At 36.3% G+C, this 26217-nt stretch carries 18 protein-coding genes and 3 tRNA genes; 10 read left to right on the top strand and 11 right to left on the bottom strand.

Going from position 1 to position 26217, the window contains the following annotated elements:
* Positions 1–11: 11 nt before the first annotated feature.
* A complete protein-coding gene (locus tag LNQ34_RS02570) occupies positions 12–6491 on the bottom strand; it encodes a T9SS type B sorting domain-containing protein (protein ID WP_229998577.1) in 6480 nt (2159 codons plus the stop codon).
* Between the two features lie 255 nt (positions 6492–6746).
* Here LNQ34_RS02570 and LNQ34_RS02565 point away from each other — a divergent pair, with 255 nt between their 5' ends.
* Positions 6747–8981: a B12-binding domain-containing radical SAM protein gene (locus LNQ34_RS02565; RefSeq protein ID WP_229998576.1), complete on the top strand. Its 2235-nt coding sequence runs from the start codon at positions 6747–6749 to the stop codon at positions 8979–8981.
* Positions 8982–9005: 24 nt separating this feature from the next.
* Here LNQ34_RS02565 and LNQ34_RS02560 read toward each other — a convergent pair whose 3' ends face one another.
* From LNQ34_RS02560 to LNQ34_RS02550, 3 genes are read right to left on the bottom strand one after another with little or no spacing between them, the layout of a single operon-like run.
* Positions 9006–9770 carry an MBL fold metallo-hydrolase gene (locus LNQ34_RS02560; RefSeq protein WP_229998575.1) on the bottom strand — a complete coding sequence of 255 codons (765 nt, stop codon included), beginning with the start codon at positions 9768–9770 and terminating at the stop codon, positions 9006–9008.
* Positions 9771–9824: 54 nt separating this feature from the next.
* A complete protein-coding gene (locus tag LNQ34_RS02555) occupies positions 9825–10508 on the bottom strand; it encodes a response regulator transcription factor (RefSeq protein ID WP_089078417.1) in 684 nt (227 codons plus the stop codon).
* Positions 10505–11767, bottom strand: a complete 1263-nt coding sequence (locus LNQ34_RS02550) for a sensor histidine kinase (RefSeq protein WP_202700858.1) — start codon at positions 11765–11767, stop codon at positions 10505–10507. Before LNQ34_RS02550 ends, LNQ34_RS02555 begins: the two co-directional genes overlap by 4 nt.
* Positions 11768–11918: 151 nt before the next feature.
* Here LNQ34_RS02550 and LNQ34_RS02545 point away from each other — a divergent pair, with 151 nt between their 5' ends.
* Together LNQ34_RS02545 and LNQ34_RS02540 are read left to right on the top strand one after the other, a co-directional pair.
* The gene (locus LNQ34_RS02545) at positions 11919–12335 is read left to right on the top strand and encodes a DUF1573 domain-containing protein (protein ID WP_017495198.1); all 417 of its coding nucleotides are present in this window, start codon (positions 11919–11921) and stop codon (positions 12333–12335) included.
* Between the two features lie 250 nt (positions 12336–12585).
* The gene (locus LNQ34_RS02540; protein WP_229998574.1) at positions 12586–13968 is read left to right on the top strand and encodes a sialate O-acetylesterase; all 1383 of its coding nucleotides are present in this window, start codon (positions 12586–12588) and stop codon (positions 13966–13968) included.
* 99 nt (positions 13969–14067) lie between these two features.
* Here the strand turns inward: LNQ34_RS02540 and LNQ34_RS02535 are convergent, their stop codons facing one another.
* Together LNQ34_RS02535 and LNQ34_RS02530 are read right to left on the bottom strand one after the other, a co-directional pair.
* Positions 14068–14403 (bottom strand): DUF5615 family PIN-like protein, encoded by a 336-nt coding sequence (locus tag LNQ34_RS02535; RefSeq protein WP_202700856.1) that lies wholly within the window; start codon positions 14401–14403, stop codon positions 14068–14070.
* Positions 14403–14633, bottom strand: coding sequence for a DUF433 domain-containing protein (locus tag LNQ34_RS02530; RefSeq protein WP_017495201.1), 231 nt, complete (start codon positions 14631–14633; stop codon positions 14403–14405). Before LNQ34_RS02530 ends, LNQ34_RS02535 begins: the two co-directional genes overlap by 1 nt.
* Positions 14634–14737: 104 nt before the next feature.
* On the opposite strand from LNQ34_RS02530, the gene mgrA reads away from it, so the two are divergent.
* Together mgrA and LNQ34_RS02520 are read left to right on the top strand one after the other, a co-directional pair.
* Positions 14738–15694: an L-glyceraldehyde 3-phosphate reductase gene (mgrA, locus tag LNQ34_RS02525; RefSeq protein ID WP_229998573.1), complete on the top strand. Its 957-nt coding sequence runs from the start codon at positions 14738–14740 to the stop codon at positions 15692–15694.
* A gap of 879 nt (positions 15695–16573) precedes the next feature.
* Complete coding sequence (locus LNQ34_RS02520; RefSeq protein ID WP_229998572.1) at positions 16574–17647, top strand: outer membrane beta-barrel protein; 1074 nt, start codon at positions 16574–16576, stop codon at positions 17645–17647.
* A 332-nt stretch (positions 17648–17979) separates the two neighbouring features.
* Here LNQ34_RS02520 and LNQ34_RS02515 read toward each other — a convergent pair whose 3' ends face one another.
* The 5 genes from LNQ34_RS02515 to LNQ34_RS02495 form a co-directional block, all read right to left on the bottom strand.
* Positions 17980–18885, bottom strand: a complete 906-nt coding sequence (locus LNQ34_RS02515; protein WP_229998571.1) for an N-acetylmuramoyl-L-alanine amidase — start codon at positions 18883–18885, stop codon at positions 17980–17982.
* 36 nt (positions 18886–18921) lie between these two features.
* The gene (locus tag LNQ34_RS02510) at positions 18922–19485 is read right to left on the bottom strand and encodes a hypothetical protein (protein WP_202700852.1); all 564 of its coding nucleotides are present in this window, start codon (positions 19483–19485) and stop codon (positions 18922–18924) included.
* 43 nt (positions 19486–19528) lie between these two features.
* On the bottom strand, positions 19529–20842 hold the full coding sequence (rimO, locus tag LNQ34_RS02505) for a 30S ribosomal protein S12 methylthiotransferase RimO (protein ID WP_229998570.1): 1314 nt from the start codon (positions 20840–20842) through the stop codon (positions 19529–19531).
* Positions 20843–21057: 215 nt separating this feature from the next.
* Positions 21058–22647, bottom strand: a complete 1590-nt coding sequence (locus tag LNQ34_RS02500) for an OmpP1/FadL family transporter (protein ID WP_229998569.1) — start codon at positions 22645–22647, stop codon at positions 21058–21060.
* A gap of 44 nt (positions 22648–22691) precedes the next feature.
* Positions 22692–23720, bottom strand: coding sequence for a hypothetical protein (locus LNQ34_RS02495; protein WP_202700850.1), 1029 nt, complete (start codon positions 23718–23720; stop codon positions 22692–22694).
* A gap of 101 nt (positions 23721–23821) precedes the next feature.
* On the opposite strand from LNQ34_RS02495, the gene proS reads away from it, so the two are divergent.
* The 5 genes from proS to rpsT all read left to right on the top strand — a co-directional run bounded on the left by proS (position 23822) and on the right by rpsT (position 26090).
* Positions 23822–25300, top strand: coding sequence for a proline--tRNA ligase (gene proS / locus LNQ34_RS02490; protein ID WP_229998568.1), 1479 nt, complete (start codon positions 23822–23824; stop codon positions 25298–25300).
* Positions 25301–25380: 80 nt separating this feature from the next.
* Positions 25381–25452, top strand: a tRNA-Glu gene (locus LNQ34_RS02485).
* 40 nt (positions 25453–25492) lie between these two features.
* A tRNA-Glu gene (locus LNQ34_RS02480) sits at positions 25493–25564 on the top strand.
* Positions 25565–25608: 44 nt separating this feature from the next.
* A tRNA-Glu gene (locus tag LNQ34_RS02475) sits at positions 25609–25680 on the top strand.
* Between the two features lie 158 nt (positions 25681–25838).
* Positions 25839–26090, top strand: a complete 252-nt coding sequence (gene rpsT / locus LNQ34_RS02470; RefSeq protein WP_017495211.1) for a 30S ribosomal protein S20 — start codon at positions 25839–25841, stop codon at positions 26088–26090.
* Positions 26091–26217 lie beyond the last annotated feature (127 nt).

The following is a 26217-nucleotide window of genomic DNA, read 5'->3' as shown; positions in this document are numbered from 1 at the left end:
GATGGCATATTTTATCGTTTCAGACTAAAATGTCCTCTAGCTTCTTTTCCATTTATTCTTGTAACAGTAAACCAATAATCTGAAGATGGTTCCTGTTGTCCAAGATATGTCCCATCCCAGGGATTGTCTGGTCGTATTTCTTTGATAAACTTTCCGTAACGGTCAAAAATTTTAATTCCGGTATTTGGGGCTAAATAGATAAAATCAATAGTCCATGTATCGTTATAGCCATCATTATTTGGGGTAAAGAATTTAGGATAAGGAAGTTCATCTACAAAATAGATACATTCTCCTATTGTCGCTCCAAGAATATTGATTGTAACGGGGGTTTTGTCACTCTCGCAACCACTAAAAGACTGAGAAGCATAGTACGTGATTCCGTCTACAAGTTCAGTTATTTCAGATAAGCTTATAGTAGATGAAGGAGTTTCGTACCATTTAATATTTTGCCCTGTTATTTTAATATCCCTAATTCTTGCATTTTTCTGAATACAGAATTGTTGAGGAGAATCGGCATTAGGTATAGGTGTGTTTTGAACTTTTACTGGTACAGGAAATCTTAGGCTTTCGCAATTGTTTAATGTTTGCGTAGCGTAATAAATTCTGCTGTCTAATAAAGTTGTTTTTGGTAAAGTGTTTCCGTTTACTGGTGCATCATACCATTTAATATTTTGTCCTGTGATCGTAATTGAATTTAACGTGGCATTTTGTTCAATACAGAATGTTTGGGGACCGGATAAAGCTGGATTTTGAGTGAAATTTGTAAAAGGAATTATAGTAACTGTGGTTGCATTTGAAGAACAGCCCTTATTATTTTTTACCTTAATAAAATAGGTGTCGGGAGCAAGATTCGATTTCATTGCAGTTGTAGTCCAGCTAACACCATTATCGAAACTATATTCAGATGCAGCATCGGTAATTGTAATAGCACCATTAGGATTACTGCAATCAGGCTGGATAGTTGTAAATGCAGGTTCGTTCGGATAATCTGTTGGACGGTTAATGGTTGCAGATATTGGAGCAGATTCACAGCCGATGCTATTTTTAACACGAACCATATAGGTTCCGACGATTAAATTTCCTGAATTTGGACTGGCTGAATACGTTTTACCATTGTCAAAACTATATTGATCAGCAGGGTTTGTAATTAAAATTGAGCCAAATGGATTGCTGCAAGTGATAGGTTGTGTAATAGTAAAAATTGGAGCTGCGGGAGCATTTGGCGCTGCATTGATGGTGGTTCTATACGGAATAGATTCACAGCCATTTGTGTATTTTATTCGAACAGAATAATTTCCGGGAGATAAACTGGCAGTATTGCTGTTGTTCCAGGTAAGGCCATCGTCAAAACTATACAGATTTGCAACCGTTGAAACCGTAATAGTGCCTGTAGGATTACAGCCAGTTGGGTTTGTGACTACAACTTGTGGTGCTTCAGGAATTGCAGGTGCGGCTTGTATAGTAATGGCAGTGGCAAGAGAAATACAACCCGAATTATATTTAACAATCAAATTATAGGTTCCTGCAGACAGATTAGATTTTGTATTGGAGGTCCCAAACGTGATTCCGTTATCAAAACTATAAAAATCGGCTACGGTATTAATTGTAATTGACCCTGTAAAATTGGTGCAAGTAGGTTGAACTGCTGTAAAGTCAGGAGCAGCAAGCGGTAATAATGGCGAGATCGTGACCGGAGCAGCATCTGAAATACAACCTGCTGAATTTTTAATTTTTATGAAATAAATACCCGGAGGAAGATCTGTTTTTGTATTAGAAAAAACATAGGTTAATCCGTTGTCAAAGCTATAAGTAGCAGCATTTGTTGTAATGGTAATAGAGCCTTTTGATGAGCTGCAGTTTGGCTGTGTGGTAGTAAAAACCGGAGCTGCAATTGCAGGACCAGCACTTAAATTGACAACAGCTGTTGATGACTCGCAACTATATGAATTTGTTTTGATTTTAATAATATAGGTACCAGCCCCCACATTTATTTTCGTAGGACTTGTTGTCCAACTGTTTCCATCATTGAAACTATAACTTATAGCTGGTGTAGTTATGGTGATGCTGCCATCAGTAGCATCGCAGGAAGAAGGTTGAACTTTGGTTACAGCAGGTGCAGCAGGAATTGCAGGAGGTGTATTTATATGGATATAGCTGCGGCTAGAGGTACAGCCCAGAGTGTTTTTTATTAATACATTGTAGGGGCCGCCTGCTAAATTTTTCTTTACAGGACTTGTAGTCCAGGTTATTCCTCCATCAAAGCTATATTGGTCTGCAGTAGTATTTACTATTATAGTTCCCGTAGTAGTACTACAGTTGGGTTGAATAGCGGATATATTTGGTGAGGATAGATAAAATTTGTTTATGTTGACATATTGTGAATTTGATTTACAACCTTTTGCATTTTTAATAAGAATAGTATAATACGAGCTTGCAGGATTTAATAAAATTGGATTTGTAGTCCAAGTGCTGCCTCCATCAAAACTATAATTGTCAGCAGGAGTTGTAACGGTAATGCTTCCTCCATTTCCGCAGCTTGGTTGTGCTACTTTTATATTGGGATTAGGAAGATAATAAGGAGCAATACTTATTGATAAACCATAAGATTTACAACCCGCTGCATTTTTTATCATGATGTTGTAATAACCAGAAGTAAGTCCTGAAAGAGTTGGGTTAGTTGTCCAGGTATTACCATTGTCAAAACTATAAGAACTTGCAACTGTTGCAATAGTAATACTTCCATCAATGCCGCACGTTGGCTGAATTAATGTAAAATCTGGATTGGGTAAATAATATTGCTGCAAGTTGGCATATACACCGTAAGACGAAGATGTGCATCCGGTAGCATTTTTTACTAATAAATAATAAGTGTTTGGACTTAGATTAGTAAATACAGGACTAGTACTCCAGTTTCTGCCTCCATCTATGCTGTATTGTGCTTCAGTTGAAGTAAAGGTTATGCTTCCTCCAACTCCACAAGTAGGCTGTGTTGTTTTAAAGGTGGGTGCCGGGAGAAAAAACTCTTGAAGTGATACCCCGTTTGAGCTGGAAATACAACCTACGGCATTTTTAATCGCTGGGAAATAATATCCTGCCGGAAGATCAGAAAAAATAGGATTTGTTCCCCAATTTACCCCGTCAATACTATAAAAGCTGGCAGTCGTATTAATTTTAATACTGCCTTTTGTACCGCATCCTGGCTGTGTGATGGTTAAATTAGGTTGTGCCAGCTTAGAGGGATCCAAATAAATGTAAATGGAATTAGATGTACAGTTACTCTTTTTTATAATTAAATTGTAAGATCCCTGGCTTAAATTATTAAAAACATTACTGGTACTCCAGTTTGCACCACCATCGATACTATAATAATCTGCAGTAGTGTTGAATGTAATATTACCAATATTTCCACAACTTGGATTCGTAACTGTATAATCCGGAACAGGGAGCTTTGGGGTGTTAATTGAAACACCTACGGAGTTAGAAACACATCCTAAACTGTTTTTTATTGTAAGGTTGTAAAATTTATAAGAATTAAGATTTGATAAGGAAGAAGAAGTTCCCCAGGTATAACCTCCATCAAAACTATAGAAACTGGCAGCTGTATTTATTGTAATGCTGCCCGACGACGTACAAGTAGGTTGAACAACAGTATAATCAGGTAGATCTATATTGGGATTGTTTAAATAAACGCCAGTTGGATATGAGGTACAGCCAAGATTATTTTTTGTAATTACGGTATAAACACCAGGAGGTAATGACTTAGAATTAAGAGTTGTCCAGGTCGCACCATTGTCAAAACTATAAAAATCGGATAATGAGTTAATAGTAATTTTTCCGTTTACACCACAAGTTGGGTGTTCTATGGAAGTAATTGGTGAACTTATATAAGGTTGATTTAGAGAAGCATAATTAGCGGAGCTGATACATCCCGCACTGTTTTTTATTTTTATTTGATAGTTTCCAAAAGGTAAAATTTTAACATTATTGCTTGTCCAGGTTACTCCATTATCAAAACTGTACAAATCTGCTGGTGTAGTAATTGTAATACTTCCGTCTACTCCGCAAATAGGTTGTTCAGTTGTATATTGAGGATAGGAATCTTTAAAATTATTTAAATACGCATAAGTATAATAGGAAGTACAGCCTAAGGCATTTTTAATTCCTAAAGAATAGCTTCCCGCATTTAAATTACTCATTGTATTATTGGTAACCCATGTAGTTCCTCCATCAAAAGTGTAAAAATCAGAAAGAGTATTGATGGTAATACTTCCTTTTGTACTACAAGCGGGTAATACGATTGTATAAGTGGGAGTTTCCAGCGTATTGCTGCTGATGAGTACATTGTTTGCCGACGAAATACAACCTTGTAAATCTTTGGTACGAATTTTATAATTTGCCGGTGAAAGATTGTTAGCAGTAGAATTATTTACCCAAGTTGCGCCATCGTCAAAGCTATAGTATGCAGCAGGAGTTGTAATGGTAATACTTCCCTTATCTCCGCAAAATAAAGGATTGATATAAGTGTAATTTGGATACAGAGTAGAAGCAGCTGTAATAATTACACTTTGAGAATAAGAAGTACATCCATTCACGGTCTTTATTTTTACTAAATAGGTTCCGGGATATAAATTACTCTTCGTATCGCTTGCGCTCCAGGTTACGCCATCATCAAAACTATATTGTGATGCCGTCGAAGTTACTTTTATTGTTCCTGTAGTGGAAAAACAAGAGGGCTGCGTAATCTGTAAAGTAGGAGAAACGGCAGTTTGACTTGGTTCGATAGTAACATTGGCATTGCTGGAGCATCCAAAAGAATCTGTAACAGTAACAGAGTAATTTCCTAACGAAGTTACGGTAATACTTTGCGTAGTTCCACCGGTATTCCATAAATACGAAGCCCCTGGCGAAGCGGTTAATACAGTGCTTCCAGAGCAAACATTTAGGATACCTGTAATATTTGCTGTGGGATTTCTTACCTCTAAATTGGCAGAAATTATTTTGTAGCAAGTGGCATCCTTGCTGACTCTAACAAAAATAGAAGCACTTGAACTTGGATAACTTGTAAAATTGGTAATAGCATTCAAATTGGACTCCGCCTCATTGTAATTTTTGAAATAACTAAAGTTTAAGCCCGCTGTAGAAGGAACTATTAAAGAATTTAATCTAGATAAATCAAAATTTTCATTTCCATCACGGTTTGCGTCACATTGAGATATTTTGGCTGTCGTAACATTAATGGTACAACTTGAAGAACAATTCAAAAAAGAAATATCCCAGCCAGGATTTGCATCGGGATCTATAGCAGAATCAAATGTGGTTCCTGAGCAAGAAGTTCCGGAAATATCATAATCTATTTGTACACCTACATTATAATTAGCATTTGTAATATTTGGAAGATCACTGCTTTTTAATGTAAAACAAAATTTTTTGTTTGTTGTGTCCAGGTTTGAAGTAGTTGATGTGTTATAAATTGACACATTATTACTGTTGTAAACATTTAAAGTGATTTTTTTTACTGAGGCAGAAATTCCTCCGGAATTAGGAATCGTATAACTACCGCATACTGAAATTGGTAAAGTTGGACAAACTTTATTCAAAGGATCAAGCTCTATAGAACCTTGTAAGTTTTCTGCGGATTGTAAGATACAAACATCATCAACATACATATATCCGAAATGTCCTCCCAATCCACATCTGGAAGCCATAAACTCAACGGTAAATTCTTCGTAATTAGGAATTGATGAAATGTCCAGTATTCCTGATTGCCAATTGGGAGTGTATAAAGTAACATAACCGGAATTTTGACTCGGAACCTTACTGAAAATGCAATTTTTTTCATCTCCTACCAAACAAAATTCGCTAACAACGGTCTTATTTTTATCTAAAATTCGGGCTTTTACAAAAGCCTGATTATCAGTGTGGCTATTGTCGTACACACTTTGTAATACCGCTTTGTAGTTAAATTTCAGATAATTTTCATTGTTTGTTTTAAACCTTTTACCTTGAACAATAGAACCATAGGTAGAGGAGTTCTCATGATTAATTTTAAGAGTATATTGATCAAATGCTTTAATGTCTCCTATATAGGGGTCAACCAAATTGGAGGAAACACTGGTCGCCATAATGTTCATATTATTAGGGTTATAGCGATTGATGTATGAATCGGCAGTATTGGTAATCGATCGGCACTGCGTTGGACCGGGAGGATCACCTATTGTATAAAGAAAATTCTTAAGATAACTGCTTCCGTTTATAGTTTCATATTGCTCAAAACCTCCATTTGTACATATTTCTACTCCTTGAAGAGTAGCGGCAGTTTTTGAAGTCGAATTTCTCCCTTTCGAATTCAAAATTACTTTTTTTAAATTCAGGATTTCAGCTTTCATCTTTGCCTCCCTAATTTTCAAAAATTGTTTTTGCTCTTCCAAATTTTGAATGAGATGACCATGTTTATCTTCTAATAAAATACTATTAGATGAATTAGTATTCATTTCTTGCGCAAAAACACAAGAACATTTGATAAAAACAATAAATAGGAGTAAAGTTCTTAGCATCATTTAGAGAAAATTTGTAAGCAAATATAACCAAAAAACGATGCTGTAGATTATGAAATACAAATGTTTGCAAGTTTTATTTCAATAAATAAAAACTTATAACATTTGATGACGTTAACGAAATAATTAGATTTATTTCTTTTGTCAAATGATTATAAATATCCCGTATTTTTGCAAAAAAATAAATTCCTTTTGAAAACAAAACTTTTTGTAATTACGCCACCTTTTACGCAACTGAATACCCCGTATCCGGCGACGGCGTATATAAAAGGTTTTCTGAATACCAAAAATATCGAATCGGTTCAGGCTGATTTGGGTATTGATGTAATTCTGGAATTGTTTTCGAAGAAGGGTTTAATTGATTTGTTTCTTTATTCTGAAAATCTTTTTAAAGATTTGTCCTCCCGAGCGGAGTCAAGGGATGACATTTCAGATAATTCCAAACGTATTTTTGCATTGCAGGACGAATACATCAAAACAATTGATGCAGTAATTCAGTTTCTGCAAGGGAAAAATCCAACTTTGGCCTTACAGATCTGTCAGGAAGATTTTCTGCCCGAGGCCTCCCGTTTTGCACAGTTGGAAGAATTGGATTGGGCTTTCGGAACCATGGGAACACAGGATAAAGCCAAGCATCTCGCGACCCTGTATCTCGAGGATATTTCGGATTTTATTGTGGAATGTATCGATGAGAATTTTGGTTTCAGCCGATATGCCGAACGTTTAGGACGAAGTGCCAATTCGTTTGATGAATTGTACGAAGCTTTACAGCAGGAACCAACCTACATCGATGCCATTTTAATTTCGATTTTAAAAGAAAGAATAGAAATTGTTCAGCCTACATTTTTTTTGATATCCGTTCCTTTTCCGGGGAATTTGTACAGTGCTTTCAGATGTGCACAATGGGTAAAACAGCATCATCCGGAAATTAAAATTTCGATGGGCGGAGGTTTCCCAAATACTGAATTGCGTTCACTTTCGGATCAACGAGTTTTTGAGTTTTTTGATTTTATTACTCTGGATGACGGAGAAGTTCCTATTGAAGAACTTATTGAAAGCTTGTCGTCCCGAGCGGAGTCGAGGGAAGAGAAGCGATACAAAAGAACTTTTCTGCTGGAAAACGGAGAAGTAGTCTACAAAAACAATTCCTTAAAACACGATTATAAACAGTCTCAGGTTGGAACTCCCGATTATTCGGATCTGCCTTTGGATAAGTACATTTCGGTAATCGAAATTGTGAATCCCATGCACCGGATGTGGAGTGACGGACGTTGGAACAAACTCACTATGGCGCACGGTTGTTATTGGGGAAAATGTACCTTTTGTGATATCTCATTAGATTATATAAAAGTTTACGAACCGGTAGCGGCTAATTTATTGTGCGATCGAATGGAGGAAATGATGCTGCAAACAGGGCAGAATGGATTTCATTTTGTAGATGAAGCAGCACCGCCGGCATTGATGCGTGCTTTGGCTTTAGAAATTTTGCGTCGGAAATTAGCAGTAACGTGGTGGACCAATATTCGATTTGAAAAAAGTTTTTCGAAAGATTTGTGCTTATTACTTAAAGCTTCGGGCTGTATTGCAGTGTCAGGTGGTTTAGAAGTGGCCTCAGACCGATTATTAAAGTTAATTGACAAAGGTGTAACAGTAGAACAGGTTGCTAGAGTAACCCGAAATTTTACCGAAGCCGGAATCATGGTTCATGCTTATTTGATGTACGGTTATCCTACTCAGACCATTCAGGAAACGGTGGATAGTCTCGAAATGGTTCGTCAGTTATTCGAGGCAGGGATTCTGCAGTCGGGATTTTGGCACCAGTTTGCGATGACAGCTCACAGTCCGGTTGGATTGTATCCGGAAAAATTTGGTGTCACAAAAGCAACGGAAGCTATCGGAACTTTTGCCAATAATGATATTGATTATACCGATTCTACAGGAATCAATCACGATAAGTTTAGTTTTGGATTGAAGAAATCACTTTTTAATTTTATGCACGGAATCTGTTTTGATTACGAATTGCAGGATTGGTTTGATTTTAAAATACCGAAGACCAAAATAGATCCCGACTTTATTTTTAATGCCCTTGAAGAAGGAAATGACTTCAATACCAAACCGAATGCAAAAGTTGTCTGGTTAGGTGGAAAACCATTTGTGGAGCATTTCACAAAATCTAAAAAAGGAAGAAGCTGGGAAATGATGAGTTTTACTTTCCATGATAAAAAAGAAAGTTTCAACATTCAGACGAATAAAGAAGAAGGAGAATGGCTGGTTCAAATTTTAAGTAAAATGGCTATTTCAAATACTAAAAATTACACTTTTCAGGAAGTGAAGAATGATTTTGAGACCAATTTAGACGATTTCGAGCTATTCTGGTATTCCAAACCCGTCAATACTTTGCGTGAGTTCGGATTATTGGTTTTGTAGTTTTTCTTTGTGCTAAATGAAGGGTTAGTATGCTACACAGGTACCGTCAAGTGGAATCGAAACTTTATCCAAAAGATTATTGTCCAGAAGTGCTTGTTTTAATGCTGTTCTTGTGGTCGGACAGTGATTTAAAGCTTCCAGATGATTGGCAAATACTTTTCCGGGAGCAAGTGCGGCAAATTTTAGAATGTCGTTCATTCGCATCAATAAGGGCTGACCGAAATCTAATCTGGCAGTTCCGCAGGCGACAACCGAAATGTCGGGTTTAAACTCAATCAGGACTTTTTGTACATGTTCCGTAAAAATAGTATCAGAACTGATATAAATAGATTTTTGATGGGGTAATTCGATATGAAAGCCCATAACGTTTCCCATAAGTTTGGCAACAAACCCATAACCATGAACGGCGGGAATTCCTGTTATTTTACCTCCCAGAAATTCCTGAGGTTCCCAATAGTTTAAGGTTTGTACGATGCTTAAACCTCTTTTTGATAAAACACTTTGATCTTTGCTGCTGCAAATGACCGGAATACTTTTGCGTCTTAAAAAAATCTCGCCCGCTTTATCGATATGGTCAGGATGTAAGTGAGTAATAAGGCAGACGGTTACTTTACTCAAAATATCTCTACTGTTTTTGGGTAAAGCGATAAGCGGGTTTCTTTTGGGTTTGTAACGGAAAATAGTAAAAGGTGCAATCGTTTTCTTTTTTCCCAACATCGGATCAACCAATATAACATCGGTTTCAGTTTCTATAACTAAAGTGGCGTTGCGTAAATGATGTAATTTCATATTGGAGAAAATAAGTACTAAAATACAAAAAAAGGAAGAATTTAAGCCTATAAATTACATGGTAAATCGAAAACCAATTCCGTGAAGGTTCTCAATAGAAATGCCTTTTTCGTTGCTTAGAATCTTACGAAGACGTGAAATAAAAACGTCCAGACTACGTCCCATAAAATAATCATCGGTTCCCCAAAGAGAGGTAAGGATTTGTTCTCTTTTTAAAACGGAGTTTTTATTGTCAAGGAATAATTTCAATAATTCGGCTTCGCGCTGTGTAAGACTGATTTTTTCACTTTCGTTGAAAAGAACAAAGTTGCTCGTGTCAAATTGATATTTGCCAATCTCATAAACCGGTTTTTCAATCAGAATGTTTTTCTGTGAACGCTTCAGAAAAATTTCAATTTTCAAAAGAAGTTCCTCAATGCTAAAAGGTTTTACGAGATAATCATCGGCACCCAAACGCAGTCCTTTAATACGGTCTTCCTTTAATGTTTTGGCGGAAAGAAAGATAATCGGAATGTCGCTGTTGCATTTTCTGATTTGAGCGGCCAGTTCAAAGCCATCCATCTTAGGCATCATGATATCAAGAATACAAATGTCAAAATTTTCTTTTTTAAAGTTTTCGAGACCCATTTGTCCGTCACGGCAATGATTCACTTCATAGTTGTTCTGTTCCAGATTGTCTTTGGTCAGAAATGCCAGGGTTTCATCGTCTTCAGTATAAAGTATTTTGAACTGTTTCATTTTTTATATGGAATTGATAAAGTTATAGTGATGCCTTTTTCGGAATTGTTCTCCGCTTTTATTTTCCAGTTATGCAAGTTGCAAATTTCTTTTACATAATACAAACCTAGTCCAAAACCGGTTACCTCATTGCTTTTTTCGTTTTGAGCGCGGTAGAACTTATCAAAAATAAAAGAAAGGTTTTTAGATGAAATTCCAACTCCATTGTCTTTGAAAGCCAGTTTTAAAACCGAATTTTCGGCCGTTATTCCAATTAGAATGAGACATTCTCCGGAACAATATTTAACGGCATTATCAAGTAAATTATAAACTAAATTCGAGAAATGAAAAACGTCCGTTTCGATCTTGTGCTCCTTGGAAAGAGTTTCAATTTTGATATTTGCCTCCGGATATTTTAAAAGGATGTTTTGAATTACTTCTTCAATAATCGGAACAACTAAAACCGCCTCCTTCTTTAATTCCAGTGGTGCATAATCTGATTTAGCCACATTTAAAATCTTTTCAATATGACCATTCAGTTTGTTGCTTTGGTTGATAATGATGTCAGTGTACGTATACAGTTTTTTGTCTTCTTTAATAGGTGTCTGCTCGATCAGATATTTAGAGGCAATCAGAATGGAAGATAATGGGGTTTTAAACTCATGCGTCATATTGTTGATGAAATCACGCTGCAGTTCGGAGTATTTTTTTTGTTGTAAAAGGGTGAAAATCGAGTACACATAAATTAACAAAATAAGAATCAGAGCAATCGAAAGAATAAACCAGAATCGCATCGAACTAAACAAATAGGTCGTCTCATTTGGAAAACGTATGGCGAAATAATAAACCAGGTTCTTGTGTTTTGGAAAATAAACCGGTTGCTTGATTGTCTTTTTTTCAGATAGAGAAATATAATTCCCATACACCATTTCGTCACTCTGACAATTGTACATCGCATATTCAAAATCAGTCGTAATGTTCATTTTTTTGAACTCACTTTTCAGGTAAAATTCAAGAATATCAGGTTCAAAATCATTGTCAATATTTACGATATAATAATCGTTGGCAATCTTTTGAACAGGATTTTGTGCCGGAAGTTCATGATTGGTTCCTTCGTATAGTTTTTTAGCGACTTCAAGCAAAGCGAGATGTGCTTTTTGACTGAGTTTTTTTTGTTCTATAGTAAAAGCTTCTTTGGTCCAAAGCAGCTGTGTTACCAGTATACTGATAATAGCCACTAAGCCTAATAAAATGATGCTATTGAGTTTGTTGAGTTTCAAGAAAACAGTTTTTTAAAGTGTAATATTAATCAAATTTATAGTGAAAAACGCCAATTAACAAGTCGTTAACAAAGATTTGAAAGCGGTTAACAGCGATTTGATCAGTTCAGAAGTACTTTTGAAATATCATTAACCAATAAAATATTTAGCTATGAAAATGATTAAAATTTCGATGTTAGCTTTGGCACTAGGTTTAATGTCTTTTTCGGCAATCGCACCGTTAAAGTCATTAAATTCTGAAACAAAAGTTGCTGCAGCAGCAGCTTCAACTGTAGTATGGAAAGCTGAAACTATAGATGTAGGAGAAATTCCTCAGGGAACTCCAAAAGCAATTGTTTACGAATTTAAAAATACCGGTAAAACTGCTGTTGTCATTACAAATGTAGTGGGGTCTTGCGGTTGTACAGCAACAGATTATACCAAAGAACCTATTTTGCCTGGAAAATCAGCAAAAGTTACTGCGACTTATAATGCTGCCAATAAAGGTGGTTTTACTAAAACAGTTACAGTAACCACAAGTGCCGAAAGCACTCCAAAAGTCCTTACACTAAAAGGCACAGTGATCTAAGAGTTTTAAATATATTAGTTATAAAGCGAGAAGCTCCGGATATGTAATGTATCCGGAGTTTTTTTTATGTTGTTTTTTTATCCTTTTAAAAATTAATATCTTTAAGAACGATGTTTTTTATGGAAAGTGTAGAGCGTTTTTTTACAATATCACCGGACTAAAACAGGTGAAATTGTTAAAATGCAATAGGTACTTAAAAATTAAGATGGCTATAGTCAGACTAAGCAGGTTCTCTTAAAAAAGCGATACGATGAAAAATAATATGTTTAAGTTTGTTCTCTTTCTGTTGATTATTCCCGGTTTTATGATGGCAAATGTCTCTCTACCCAATATTTTTGGTGATAATATGGTTTTACAGCGCAATGCTGAAGTTAAGATTTGGGGTTGGGCCAATCCACAGGAAGAAATCAGATTAGTGGTTGACTGGAGCAACATCGAGTATAAAGTTAAAGCAAACAATCTGGCGCAATGGGAGCTGAAAATAAAAACACCCGAAGCCGGTGGTCCTTATGTAATTTCTATCAAAGGGTACAACGAAATTATTCTTAAAAATATTTTGATTGGCGAAGTTTGGGTCTGTTCGGGGCAATCGAATATGGAAATGTCATCAAGCTGGGGGATAGACAATGGGGAGGAAGAAACTAAAAATGCAGCAAATCCTAATATTCGATTTTTTAACGTTCCGAAATTAACAGCTACAACACAACAGAACAATCTGCTTGGTAACTGGACAGAATCGACTTCCGAAACCATGAAATACTTTAGTGCTGTTGGTTATTTTTTTGCCAAACGCTTAAGAGAAGAACTAAAGAATGTTCCAATTGGGTTAATATCTTCTAACTGGGGAGGTACTCCCGCAGAAGTCTGGATACCCGAAGAAGTCGTTCAGAAGGATCCTGTTTTGTTAGAAAATGCAAGAAAATTAAATGAGCAGGAGTATGGACCCCGACAGCCGGGACGTGCGTACAATGCGATGATCTATCCTTTTGTTGGATACAAGATTGCCGGAACAATTTGGTATCAGGGAGAATCGAATGTTGGTTCTTTAGTATATGACAAAACATTATCGGCTTTAATTGCTTCATGGAGGAAAGTCTGGAACGATGATTTTCCGTTTTATTATGTACAAATTGCCCCTTTTAAAACAGGAAGTAATAATTTTCATAATGCCATCATAAGAAATTCACAAAGAAAATTACTCAAAGAGGTTTCGAATACCGGAATGACTGTAACCAGTGATATTTCAGATGTAAAAGAAATTCATCCCAAAGATAAAAAGACAGTAGGAGTCCGTTTAGCCAATCTGGCTTTGGAAAATACTTATAAAATTACTGTTGGGCTGGTCAATGGACCTCTTTTTAAGAGTTTTAAAATCGATAAAGAGGTAATAACTCTTTCTTTTGACTATGCCGATGGTTTGTATTTTAAAAATAAGCTGTCCAACCAGTTTGAAATTGCAGGAGCAGATGGTATTTTCTATACGGCCGAAGCTTTAATTAGAAACGATCAGGTCGTAGTAAGCAGTAAAAAAGTTAAAAATCCGGTTAAGGTTCGTTTTGCCTGGGGAAATACAATTCAATCTGATCTGTTTAATAAAGTGAATTTGCCTGCTTCTTGTTTTAGTACGGAATGAAACAGTTATAAAATTTGATTTGTAATCAAAAAAGCCAAGTATTCATGTCTTGATAACAAAATTTTACTTGTTCATAAAACCGGTCTTGAAGCAACACAATTAATAAATCTCTAAGATCAGTAAGTCATCATTTGAAATAAAAGAAATAATAGCTTCCCTTTTTGAGATTAAAAGCTCAGCAATTTGGTTCGTATTTTTGTTGAAAGTCTTTAGAATTATTACTTTTGGCGGCGCTCCCTTTAAAAGCAATAGTTTTTCAAAATCATCATCGTGAGTAAGTATGGTGAAATTGTTTTGTTTGGCGAAATTCCAAATCTCAATATCTTTTGCAGGCTGGTTTATTCGAATATCTTTGCAATGCAAACAATTTGAAAATTCATTTTCAATGCTCTTAATTACCCTCCATGAGATATTTGCATCCAAAAGTAATTTCATTAGGCTGCGATTATTTTGGTTATATTTTCCCTGTTTGCAGCAAAGGCTAAAGCCGCTAAAATATGCTCTTTTTTTAGTTCGGGAAAATCAGCTATAATTTCTTCGAAAGTCATAGCTGTAGATAGCCAGGAAAGAATGTCTGAGACGCAAATTCGGGTTCCTGCAATCACAGGTTTACCAAACCGAATGTCCGGATCGATTGAAATTAAGTTTTGCCAGTTATTTTCCATAAATTTATTGTTTAAACAAATTTACAAAAATAAAGCACTATTTGCTTTTAAAATAATAGGGTTTGTTTCTACCTTTAAATGCTATAAAACTTATAATTACAACAATGAAATATAACAGATGTGGAAAAAGCGGATTGTTACTGCCTCAGATTTCTTTAGGATTGTGGCATAACTTCGGATCGGTAGATAATTTTGATACTGCGGAATGTATTGCCGTTGAAGCTTTTGATAAAGGAATTACACATTATGATCTGGCCAATAATTATGGGCCGGTTCCCGGATCTGCAGAAACTAATTTTGGAAAAATACTCTGGCATAACTTTCAGGGAAATTTAAGAGATGAAATCATTATCTCGACCAAAGCTGGTTATACCATGTGGGATGGCCCTTATGGAGATTGGGGTTCTCGTAAGTATTTACTGTCAAGTCTGGATCAGAGCTTAAAAAGAATGAAGGTAGATTATGTGGATATTTTTTATTCACATCGTCCAGATCCTGAGACTCCAATTGAGGAAACGATGATGGCTTTAGATTATGCTGTGAGAAGTGGAAAAGCTTTGTATGTGGGAATAAGTAACTATTCGGCAGAACAAACCAGAGTGGCTGTAGATGTTTTGAAGCAATTGGGGACGCCATGTTTGATCCACCAGGCCAAGTATTCTATGCTGGAGCGTTGGGTAGAAAACGGCTTATTAGATGTTCTCGAAGAAAAGGGAGTAGGTTGTATTGCTTTTTCTCCTTTGGCACAGGGACTTCTGACGGATAAATATCTAAACGGAATCCCTGAGAATTCAAGGGCACATAATCCAAACGGACATTTGAAAGAAGATGAGGTGACACAGGAACGCATCCAGAAATTAGTTCAGTTGAACGAAATTGCCCGAAACAGAAATCAGTCTTTGGCTCAAATGGCTTTGTCATGGCTCCAAAAGGACAAACGAATTACTTCAGTTTTGATCGGAGCAAGCTCTGTAAAGCAATTGAATAATAATATCGAATGTTTGCAAAATCTTGATTTCGCGGAAGACGAAATAAATGCAATTGAGAAAATTTTAGCATAGATCAAATTTTAGATACTTTAAAAAAAACAGGGCTGTCTCAAAAATGAGTCAGTCCTGTTTTTTTTAATTAGATTTTTTCGGAAGTAACTATTCTAGTTTTTTTTTCGAAACTGCTCCAGCAAAGCAAAAGGTTTGTTGCAAATGTAATTTTCCGATAGTAGAAAAGTTCCAGCGGAGCGAAACGTAAATGGTTTAAGAGAGCATTTTTTTTGTTTGATAAACTTTGTGCAGTCTCTCATTACCCAAAAAGTATTTTCATATTTACTTTTATTTGACCGGAAACATACTTTTTATGGAGTTGTTATGGTTTGCTTTTTTTGTAAAGCCCGTTCAAATTAGAATGGGCTTTGTTGTTTTTGGCAATGAGCGTTAACCGTTGAATTTTTGTTTTTCAGGATTTAAATTTGTAGGAATTTTTTCTTTTTTTGATATCGATTTTTTTTACCTCTTTAGTGGTGAGTGGTTTTTGTTGTATTTTTTGTTGTTTTGAATTAGGTGGTATTTTTTATGGGGGTGTGTTTTTTTATTGCATTGGTTTTTGATGTTTTTGTATTTTTTTTTATTTTATTTTTTATGTGAACCTATTCTTTTGTGTGGTTTGTTGTTATTTGTGTGTTATGTATTTTTTAAAAATGAACAGCTAATAATATCAAATAACGATTATGCAGAGGTTAATTTTTGTAATCCGTAATTCTTGCTTAAAAACGTCAAAAAAGTAGATTTGAATTCTTTTACTCATGCAAAAGTTAATAAATTCGCTACTGAAAATGAAGAGGTTTTAGAGGGAATAAGAGGTTTTAAAAGTGACTTATAGTATTCAATTGCCTATATAAAAGATTAACTAACCAAAATCAATTAATAACCAAAACCAATTAAAACATGAAAAAAGTAGTACACATTTTAGCCGTGATGTTAACCAGTTCTTTTGCTTTTGCTCAAGATGAAAAGGAAGCTGCGACTTCACCGGCGACCACTTGGGGAGGATCGGCAGATGCTTATTATAAATATGATTTTTCAAAACAAATGAACGGATTGACGAGTTTTACCAATTCTCAGGATTCATTCGAATTAGGAATGGCTTCTGTTCAGGCAGGACATAGCTTTGGAAAAGGGGCTGTCTTTGTTGATCTGGGCTTTGGAAAAAGAGCAGGAGAGTTCTCCTATAACGAAACTACAGATAAAGACATAAATGCAAAATTTTTGATTAAACAATTATTCTTCACCTATCAGGTTACCGATAAATTTAAGTTTGTAGCGGGTAGTTTCGGAACACATATAGGTTATGAGGTATTAGATGCTGTCGGAAATAAAAATTACAGCATGTCTTATGCTTTTTCTTATGGTCCGTTTTTCAATACAGGTCTGAAAGCCCAATACACATCAGGTAAGTTCACGGCTATGCTTGGTATTACCAATCCGACCGACTTTAAATCAGCAATGGATGCAGGTTCAAGTCAAAAAACATACATAGCACAAGTAGGGTATATAGGAGAGACCGGTAGTGCTTATTTGAATTTTACTTCGGGAAGTACTAATCCGGTTTCTGATGAAAATAAAACACAGATTGATTTTGTAGCGTCTAAAACAATAACGGATGTCTTTTCTTTAGGGTTTAATGCCACGTACGCTAAAACGAATAATGATATTGACAGTGCGCTCGATGGTGATTGGTTTGCTTTGGTAGGGTATGCCAATTATACTTTCAAACCAAATTTGAGTCTGGCCTATAGAATGGAGTATTTCGATGCAAAAAAAGCAGCGGCAAGTTTAGGAACATTAACAGGATCAAATGTTTTTGCAAACACCGTTTCTTTGAATTATAAAGTAGGGAAATTGACTATTATTCCGGAGTTAAGATACGACGCTGCCTCTGAGGATATTTTTTTAGATAAAGATGCTGCCCCAACCGGAGGATCATTCTACGGATTGATAGCTACAACATACTCTTTCTAGAGATAAAGATTGATATTTTTTTTTTTTTTTTGGAGCTGTCGAAACATACTTGTGTTTTGGCAGCTTTTTTATTTTTTTAGAGGAGATGTGAGTTATGGGTAAGCTTTCTGTGTGTGAGTTTTGCTTATACTTTTGAGATTAAATAACCAAAAAGCTTGTCATTTCGACCGAAGGGAGAAATCGCATTAGAAACTCGACACAGAATGTTGCCAATCTTTGTCGAATCCCGCGTGCGATTTCTTCCTTCGGTCGAAATGACATAAAATGAGAAAAAACTTTACGAATCTTGCCTTAAATCTTAGCGTTCATTGCGGTTAACCTTCAGGTGTAAATTACTGAAGCTGTTTTTTATAAATCGAATAAATGGTATCTATTGTTTTTCGATCCAAAGTTGGTGTTACATCAGTTTGAATGTAATGTAATTTGAATGCCATAATAGCTGCTGAAAGATTCTTGGTATTGTATCCAATAATCCTTAGCGCCTGTTCAATCTTAAAATCAAAAGGAGCTTCCTCGAGAATTTCGTCTGACCAGATTCCAAATCCTTTCTCGGCCAGAGTTTTCCAAGGGAATAAGGCACTTGGGTCCTGTTTCCTTCCCGGAGCAATATCAGAATGTCCTAATATGTTTTGAGTTGGAATATTGTAATCTTTCTTTAGTTTCGTTAATAGCGCCACTAAACTGCTGATCTGAGCCTCGGTAAAAGGTTTAAAACCGTTGTTGTCAAGCTCTATTCCGATAGAAGAAGAATTTAAATCTGTATTTTTCCCCCAGGTAGATGCTCCTGCATGCCATGCTCTCAAGTAATCGTTCAGCATTTGAACTACTTTTCCGTTTTCAGATATGATGTAGTGAGCACTCACCTGAGTTCTTGTTTTGGTAAAAGTATTAATCGTCTGTTGAAGTGAATCCTGAGCCGTATGGTGAATAATAATAAAACTTGGTTTTCTTAAGTTAAAGTTTACTGTTCCGATCCATTCTGTCTGTATGCCGTTTAATAAAGAAGTAGAGCCGGTTTTTGATAAAGTATCTTTTATAATGCCAAGCTGCTGTGCATAAGTCGTATCAATAACGATACGTGGTACTACAGGAATTGGCTGAGCTTCTTTACTGGTAATTTGGCCTTCTAAAGTTTTAAGCTGCTGATCGTAAACTTTTTCAGTGTTTTTATATGGATTTGTAGAGCAAGAAGTAATAATAATTGCTAAGATCAGGTAAAAAAAAAGTTTTTTTGCCATGGTGGTATTTGTATTTTGAGGTGAGGTTGAAAAAAACTAATCCTGAGTTTTGATCGTTTCAGAGTCTTCTTTTACTTCTTTTGAATCTCTATCTTTTGAATCTTTTTTCTTTTTTGATTTAGAGGTCTTTTTGATCTCTTTAAAATTATCCATAAATGCAGTGTACTTGGGGATCTGATCTGGATTTAAGAAAGCGGTAATCTTTTTTGTGGTGCTTTCTCTTAATGCTTTAATTTGTTCGATCTTTTGATCCTGGCTACTGCTCTCATTTTTTAGTAAAATCCCTTGTTCTCTCATGCTGTCTACTAAAACATTTGAAATAGCGATAACTTGCAGTTCGTCGAGATTTACTTCAGGTTTCATTTGTTCTACAATTTTACCGACAGTTTCCTCTACAGGTACCTCTTTTGGTTTACTGGTATTGGGTTGTGGTCCACCCATCATGCTTCTGTCCATTCCCATTCCGCCACCTCTTCCGTAGCCATTACCATAACCGCCACCACCGTAACCGTTATTGTATCCATTTCCGTATTGAGCTGAAACAGAGTTAAAACACAATAAGGTAAAAAACAAAATAAATAAAGATTGTATTGGTTTCATAAAAGTGTATTTTATCTAAAATTGATACTTGTTTAGCGTAAATTTAAGCAGGTTCTCCGTATAAATCAAATTCTGTCGCTTCTATTATCCTTATATTAACAAAATCTCCTGTTTTTACATAATGCTTAGAAGCGTCAATCAAAACTTCGTTATCAACATCCGGACTGTCAAATTCAGTTCGTCCTACAAAATGAGCCCCTTCTTTTCGATCAATAATACATTTGAAAACCTGTCCTACTTTTTCCTGATTTAAGTCCCATGAAATTTGCGATTGTAATTCCATGATCTCGTTCGCACGGGCCTGTTTTACATCGTCCGGAACATTATCTTCCAATAAATAAGCATGTGTGTTTTCTTCGTGAGAATAGGCAAAACATCCCATTCTGTCAAATTTCATTTCCTGAACAAAATCTTTCAGAATCTCAAAATCTTCCTGAGTTTCGCCCGGATATCCAACAATTAAAGTCGTTCTGATTGCCATTCCCGGAACTGCAGCACGGAAATCTTTTAATAATTGTGTCGTTTTCGCCTGAGTAGTACCACGACGCATCGATTTTAAAATGGAATCAGAAATATGTTGCAGCGGAATATCGATGTAATTACAGATTTTTGGCTCACGTTTCATTAATTCTAAAACATCCATTGGGAAACCTGTTGGGTAAGCATAATGAAGACGAATCCATTCGATACCTTCAACATTGGCTAATGCTTCCAGAAGTTCGGCAAGATTTCGTTTTTTATAAAGATCAAGACCATAATAAGTTAAATCCTGAGCAATTAGAATTAATTCTTTTACACCATTTTTGGCTAAACCTTGAGCCTCTTTAACTAGTTTTTCGATCGGTTGCGAAACATGCGAACCTCTCATTAACGGAATGGCACAAAAACTGCAAGGTCTGTCGCAGCCTTCCGCAATTTTCAAATAAGCATAATTCTTTGGAGTTGTAGTCAAACGCTCTCCCAGTAGCTCGTGTTTATAGTCAGCACCAAGAGCTTTAAGCAGCTGAGGCAATTCAGTTGTACCAAAATATTGATCGACATTTGGGATTTCCTTTTCTAAATCCGGTCTGTAACGTTCAGACAAACATCCGGTAACGAAAACTTTATCTACTAATCCTTTGTCTTTTTTATCAGCATATTCCAAAATCATGTTTACCGACTCTGCTTTGGCGTTGTCAATAAAACCGCAAGTGTTGATCACAATAATGTTTCCTTCTTCCTTAGCAGGTGCCTCATGTTGTACTTCTTTGCCATTAGCGCGAAGTTGTCCCATTAGCACTTCACTGTCATATACATTTTTCGAACACCCAAGAGTGATTACGTTAATTTTGTTCTTTTTTAAAGACTTGGTTCTCATACTTTTATAAATTGGAGTGCAAAATTACACTTTTTTATTCAAACACCGCTTGTTTCCTTTTCTTTTAGGTGATTTTTATGAAGCTTATCCTGCTGTTTGCCATATCTTTTGTGTTCGCAGCGGCGGACACAAAAGGAAGTCGCTTCTATCTGGGTAAAAAAAATCCGTCAAGTAAGAGCCTGACGGAGATTTTAATTCATTCTATTTATTTTTAATTACAATTCAAATAATAAAGTAAGCGTAACGTTGTTTAGTTTTGAGGTAACGTTTGCTCCATTAGTAAATCCGGTTGCAAAAAATCCCTGATTCGATTTTCTTTCTAAATAAGAATAGGCTAAATCTACTTTAGTGCCTCCAAAATTATAACCTAAACCACCTGAGTAACTGCTTAAGTCTCCAATCGTAGTTCCGTCTTTGTATGGACTCTCTTCAAAACGATATCCCCCACGTAAACTCAATTGTTTTATTTTGTATTCGGCTCCTATTCTTAATTCACCAGCATTGGTCAGTTGATCACTTAGTTGATTGTTGATTCCTGTAAAATCACGGCCAGGTTTGTATTTGGTATTGCTATAGTCTTTAATTGCATAATCAATACTGATTAATCCAGATTTTCCAAATACATAAGCGGCACTAAAAGTGGTTTTTCCTGGTGTTTGCAAGGTGTAGCGTTCGTAAATATTTACGACATCAGGATTAACTGCTTTATTAATAGGTTGTCCACCGGTTGCTTGTAATGTTGTGTATAAACTTTGTGAAAGTTCATCGTAAAGTTCGTACCAAGTGTTGGATTCGTAAGCTAGTCCAAGTCGGAATTCTTTAGTGACTTTGGCGATGGCTCCAAGTTGAAAAGAGAAGCCATTTCCGTAGGTATAAAGGTTGTTGTTGAAGCGTAAACTTGATATCGTTGGGGTTGCTTGTGTTGGGTTATCATTGTCTTCGTAGAAACTACTAGATCTTCTGTAATCTGTGATATGTACATTTAGATTAGCACCTAAATAAAGTCTGTCTTTGTAAGAAGTTGCAATGTTGAAACTCAATTTACTATTGTAGCCAGTCGTGAAAATTTCATTTTCTTGGTAATAATTTCCTTTCCCCGGGGTATTTCCTGCAGGTACATTTGTGGTGTAAGTGCTGTTCGGGTTATTCGGGTCAGAAGCGTTTATGACGAATCCCTGGTAGCCTAGCATGGCTTGTTGTGCAGAGAATCCGGATAAATTTCGGTATTGACCATTTGGTAAGTTCGAACCTAAATAGCGATAAAGGTCACTGATTGATTCGTTATTTGCCAGGTTTACAAATTCTTGTGGCACTGGTGCGCCTCCGTTTCCGTTATTGGCATAAGATAAAAAATAACCGTCAATAGAATTTGTTGGGTTTGTTCCTACTGAAACAATTCTGTTGTCAAAATTATTGGTGTTTTCGTAAGAGGCTCCAATCGTAATTTTTTTCCAGTTGTTGTTTGGGTTGTGATCGTGAAAAACAAAAACAGCGCCTGCCTGATTGAGTGTAAAAGAATTTTTGCTTTCGCTAATTCCTGTTTCAAAATAGTTGGAGTTGTTTTTGATGTTTTGATTGCTAAAACTTACTCCAACCTGATTATTAGAGAATATTGCCGATCCTGCAGGGTTTACGGAAATAGCGGAGAAATCTCCTCCAACGGCTCCAAAAGCACCACTCATGGCTCTGAATCTTGCAGTTCCGGTTAAATTGTCTTGTGCATAACGTACAGCATCTGATACTTCCTGAGAATGTGAGACGCTGGCAGTTAGTCCTGTAATAAGTAGGAATAATATTTTTTTCATTTGGATAGTTTTTAGTTTGATTTTGTGATTAACGAAAGAGGCGATTATCTTCTTCCGCCTCCTCCGCCACTGTATGATCTTCCTCCACCGCCGCCACCGCCGCCGCTATATGATCTTCCTCCACCGCCACCGCTGCTATTCATAGAACGGGATGGGCTAGGAGAGTAGCTTCTTGTTGGTGCAGAATTGTTATTGTTGTAGTTGTAACTTCTGTTAGTGTTGTAGTTACTTGATGATCTTCTGTTGCTGTAATCAGTACTATTGTATTGAGTTGAGTTTCCTCTGTTTGTAAAGTTTGGTGAGGAGTTGTTGTAGGTTCTTCCGTTTGTAGACGCATTTCTTCTTGAATCAGAGAAATCACTTCTGTTTGTGCTGTAGGTTCTATTGCTGTTATAGCTGCGGTTAGTACTGGTGTAGTCTCTGTTAGAGTTGTAAGTTCTGTTGGTGTTGTAGCTTCTGTTTGTGGCATAGCTTCCAGAAGAATAGTTTCTTCCTCCGTAATAAGCGGCAGAACCTCTTCTTCCATAGTTATAAGAGTAGTTGTTGTATCCATATCGGTGACCAGATCCCCAATAACCAGGGTAACCCCATCCCGGGTATCCCCATCCTGGATATCCCCATCCGCCTCCCCAGTAGCCAGGGTATCCCCAATAGTTGTCCCAGTATCCTCCGTAACCCCAACCATAGTAAGGGTATCCGTAGCCAAAGCCAAATCCTAACGACCATGAAGGGTTAGAATATACATTTACAGAAACATCAGTGGTTGCGCTTCCCCAGGCAGGGTAGTTGCTAACGGTCTTTGTGCTGTCATTTACAGCATAATTGCCATAGCTGTCAACATCTGTAAAAATTTCCGTTGGCTGATTGTCGTCTTGTAAGGATCTAAAGTAATCTTTATATTGATTATTTGTGGTATTTGCTTGAGCATACGTTCTTGGTGAACCTCCGTAAATTCCATCGTTGTCATGGTAGGAAGTGTTTTGGTAAGAACCACACGATGCTAATAGAAAACTCAATAATCCAATTAAGTAAAAATGACTTGAGTTTTGGCGGAAAGAAATAGAAGTTTTCATATCTGTGGTGTTTTTTATTGTTGCACATTACAAAAATAGTTAGTTTTGTCAAACTATTTAGTTAAAATTATTAAAACAAAATTTGTGCCAAACTATTCGATATGAGTAAGAACCTCACTACAAGATCAGAAGATTATTCAAAATGGTATAACGAGCTGGTTGTAAAAGCGGATCTAGCTGAAAATTCAGGAGTTAGAGGATGTATGGTTATTAAACCTTACGGATACGCTATCTGGGAAAAAATGCAGGCGGAATTGGATCGAATGTTTAAAGAAACAGGACATCAGAATGCGTATTTTCCTTTATTTGTGCCTAAGAGCATGTTTGAAGCGGAAGAGAAAAATGCAGAAGGATTTGCAAAAGAGTGCGCTGTTGTAACGCATTATAGATTAAAGAATGATCTGGATAAACCCGGAAAGCTTATTGTAGACCCAAATGCTAAATTGGAGGAGGAGCTTATTGTTCGTCCAACAAGTGAGGCTATTATTTGGTCTACTTATAAAGGTTGGGTGCAGTCTTACAGAGATTTACCTTTGTTGATTAATCAATGGGCAAATGTGGTGCGTTGGGAGATGCGTACGCGTTTGTTTTTAAGAACTGCTGAGTTCTTGTGGCAGGAAGGGCATACGGCTCATGCTACAAAAGCTGAAGCTTTAGAGGAATCTGAAAAAATGATGCATGTGTATGCTGATTTTGCACAGAATTTTATGGCGATTCCGGTTGTAAAAGGTTTTAAAACCGAAACAGAACGTTTTGCAGGTGCTGATGAAACGTATTGTATTGAAGCTTTGATGCAGGATGGAAAGGCATTGCAGGCAGGGACTTCTCACTTTTTAGGACAGAACTTCGCTAAGGCATTTGATGTTAAGTTTGCCAACGCCGAAGGAAAACAAGAGCATGTTTGGGGAACTTCATGGGGAGTTTCGACTCGTTTGATGGGAGCGTTGATTATGACGCATTCTGATGATCAGGGATTGGTATTGCCTCCAAATTTAGCGCCAATACAGGTGGTGATTGTTCCGATTTATAAAACAGACGAGCAGTTGGTAGAAATTACGGCTGCAGTTAATGAATTGACGGCTAAATTAAGAAAGCTGAAGATTTCTGTTAAATATGATGACCGAACGACTCAGAAGCCTGGGTTTAAGTTTGCAGAATGGGAATTGAAAGGGGTACCAGTTAGAATCGCGGTCGGACCAAAAGATCTGGAAAATGGAACTTTTGAAGTTGCCAGACGTGATACATTGACTAAAGAGGTTGTTTCTAATGACGGAATTGTAAATTATGTAAATGATCTTTTGGAGCAGATTCAGGTCGATTTATTCAATAGAGCATTGAGTTATCGTGATACACATATTACGGAAGTAAATAGCTTTGAGGAATTTAAAGAAATTTTAGATGGAAAAGGTGGTTTTATATCGGCTCATTGGGATGGTACCGCAGCTACTGAAGAGAAGATAAAAGACTTGACAAAAGCAACGATTCGTTGTATTCCTTTGGATGCTGTTGAAGAAGCGGGAACCTGTGTGTTTACTGGGAATCCATCTTCTAAAAGAGTGCTTTTTGCTAAGGCATATTAAAAAAAAATAAAAAAAATTGCATCAGCTATTGTGCAACTAAAAAATAGATGTATCTTTGCATCCGCATTAGAGAAACACACGGTCCGTTCGTCTATCGGTTAGGACGCCAGGTTTTCATCCTGGTAAGGGGGGTTCGATTCCCCCACGGACTACTTTTTTTTTCTGCGACAAAGTTATTTAACTTGATGTAATGGTCCGTTCGTCTATCGGTTAGGACGCCAGGTTTTCATCCTGGTAAGGGGGGTTCGATTCCCCCACGGACTACAAATTTCAATTTCTTTAAATTGAAGAAAACTTAGTACGATGATGGTCTGTTCGTCTAGGGGTTAGGACTCCAGGCTTTCGTCCTGGTAACAGGGGTTCGATTCCCTTACAGACTACAAAAAATTAGTTGTAAATAAGTTTTGTAAAATAAAAATTGGTGTCTCGATTTTTGTTTTATTAGTTAAAACCAAAGTGATTGTTTTATAATTGTGGGAGGTTTTTCTTTTTTAACTAGTATTTATAATAATTATTACATCTAAAAAATTAAAAGAAAATGGCAAATCATAAGTCAGCATTAAAAAGAATCAGAAGTAACGAAAAAAGAAGAGTTCTTAACAGATACCAGCATAAAACTACTCGTAATGCTATTAAAGCGTTAAGATTAGCTACTGATAAAGCTGATGCATCTTCTAAATTATCAACTGTTATCTCTATGATTGATAAATTAGCTAAAAAGAACATCATTCATGATAATAAAGCTTCTAACTTGAAGTCTAAGTTAACTAAACATGTTGCTAAATTGTAATTAATTGCAATTTGATAAAAATATAAAAAGTCCTCTTTTGAGGACTTTTTTTTGTTTGTATTATTGGGATGCTTTTTAAGGTTCAATAGTATTTGATTGTGGCTTGGAATTTAGGATTTAAAATTTA

Origin of the sequence: Flavobacterium lipolyticum, from assembly GCF_020905335.1 — a bacterium.
Lineage (GTDB): Bacteria > Bacteroidota > Bacteroidia > Flavobacteriales > Flavobacteriaceae > Flavobacterium > Flavobacterium lipolyticum.
This window is presented reverse-complemented; position numbering and strand designations above follow the sequence as displayed.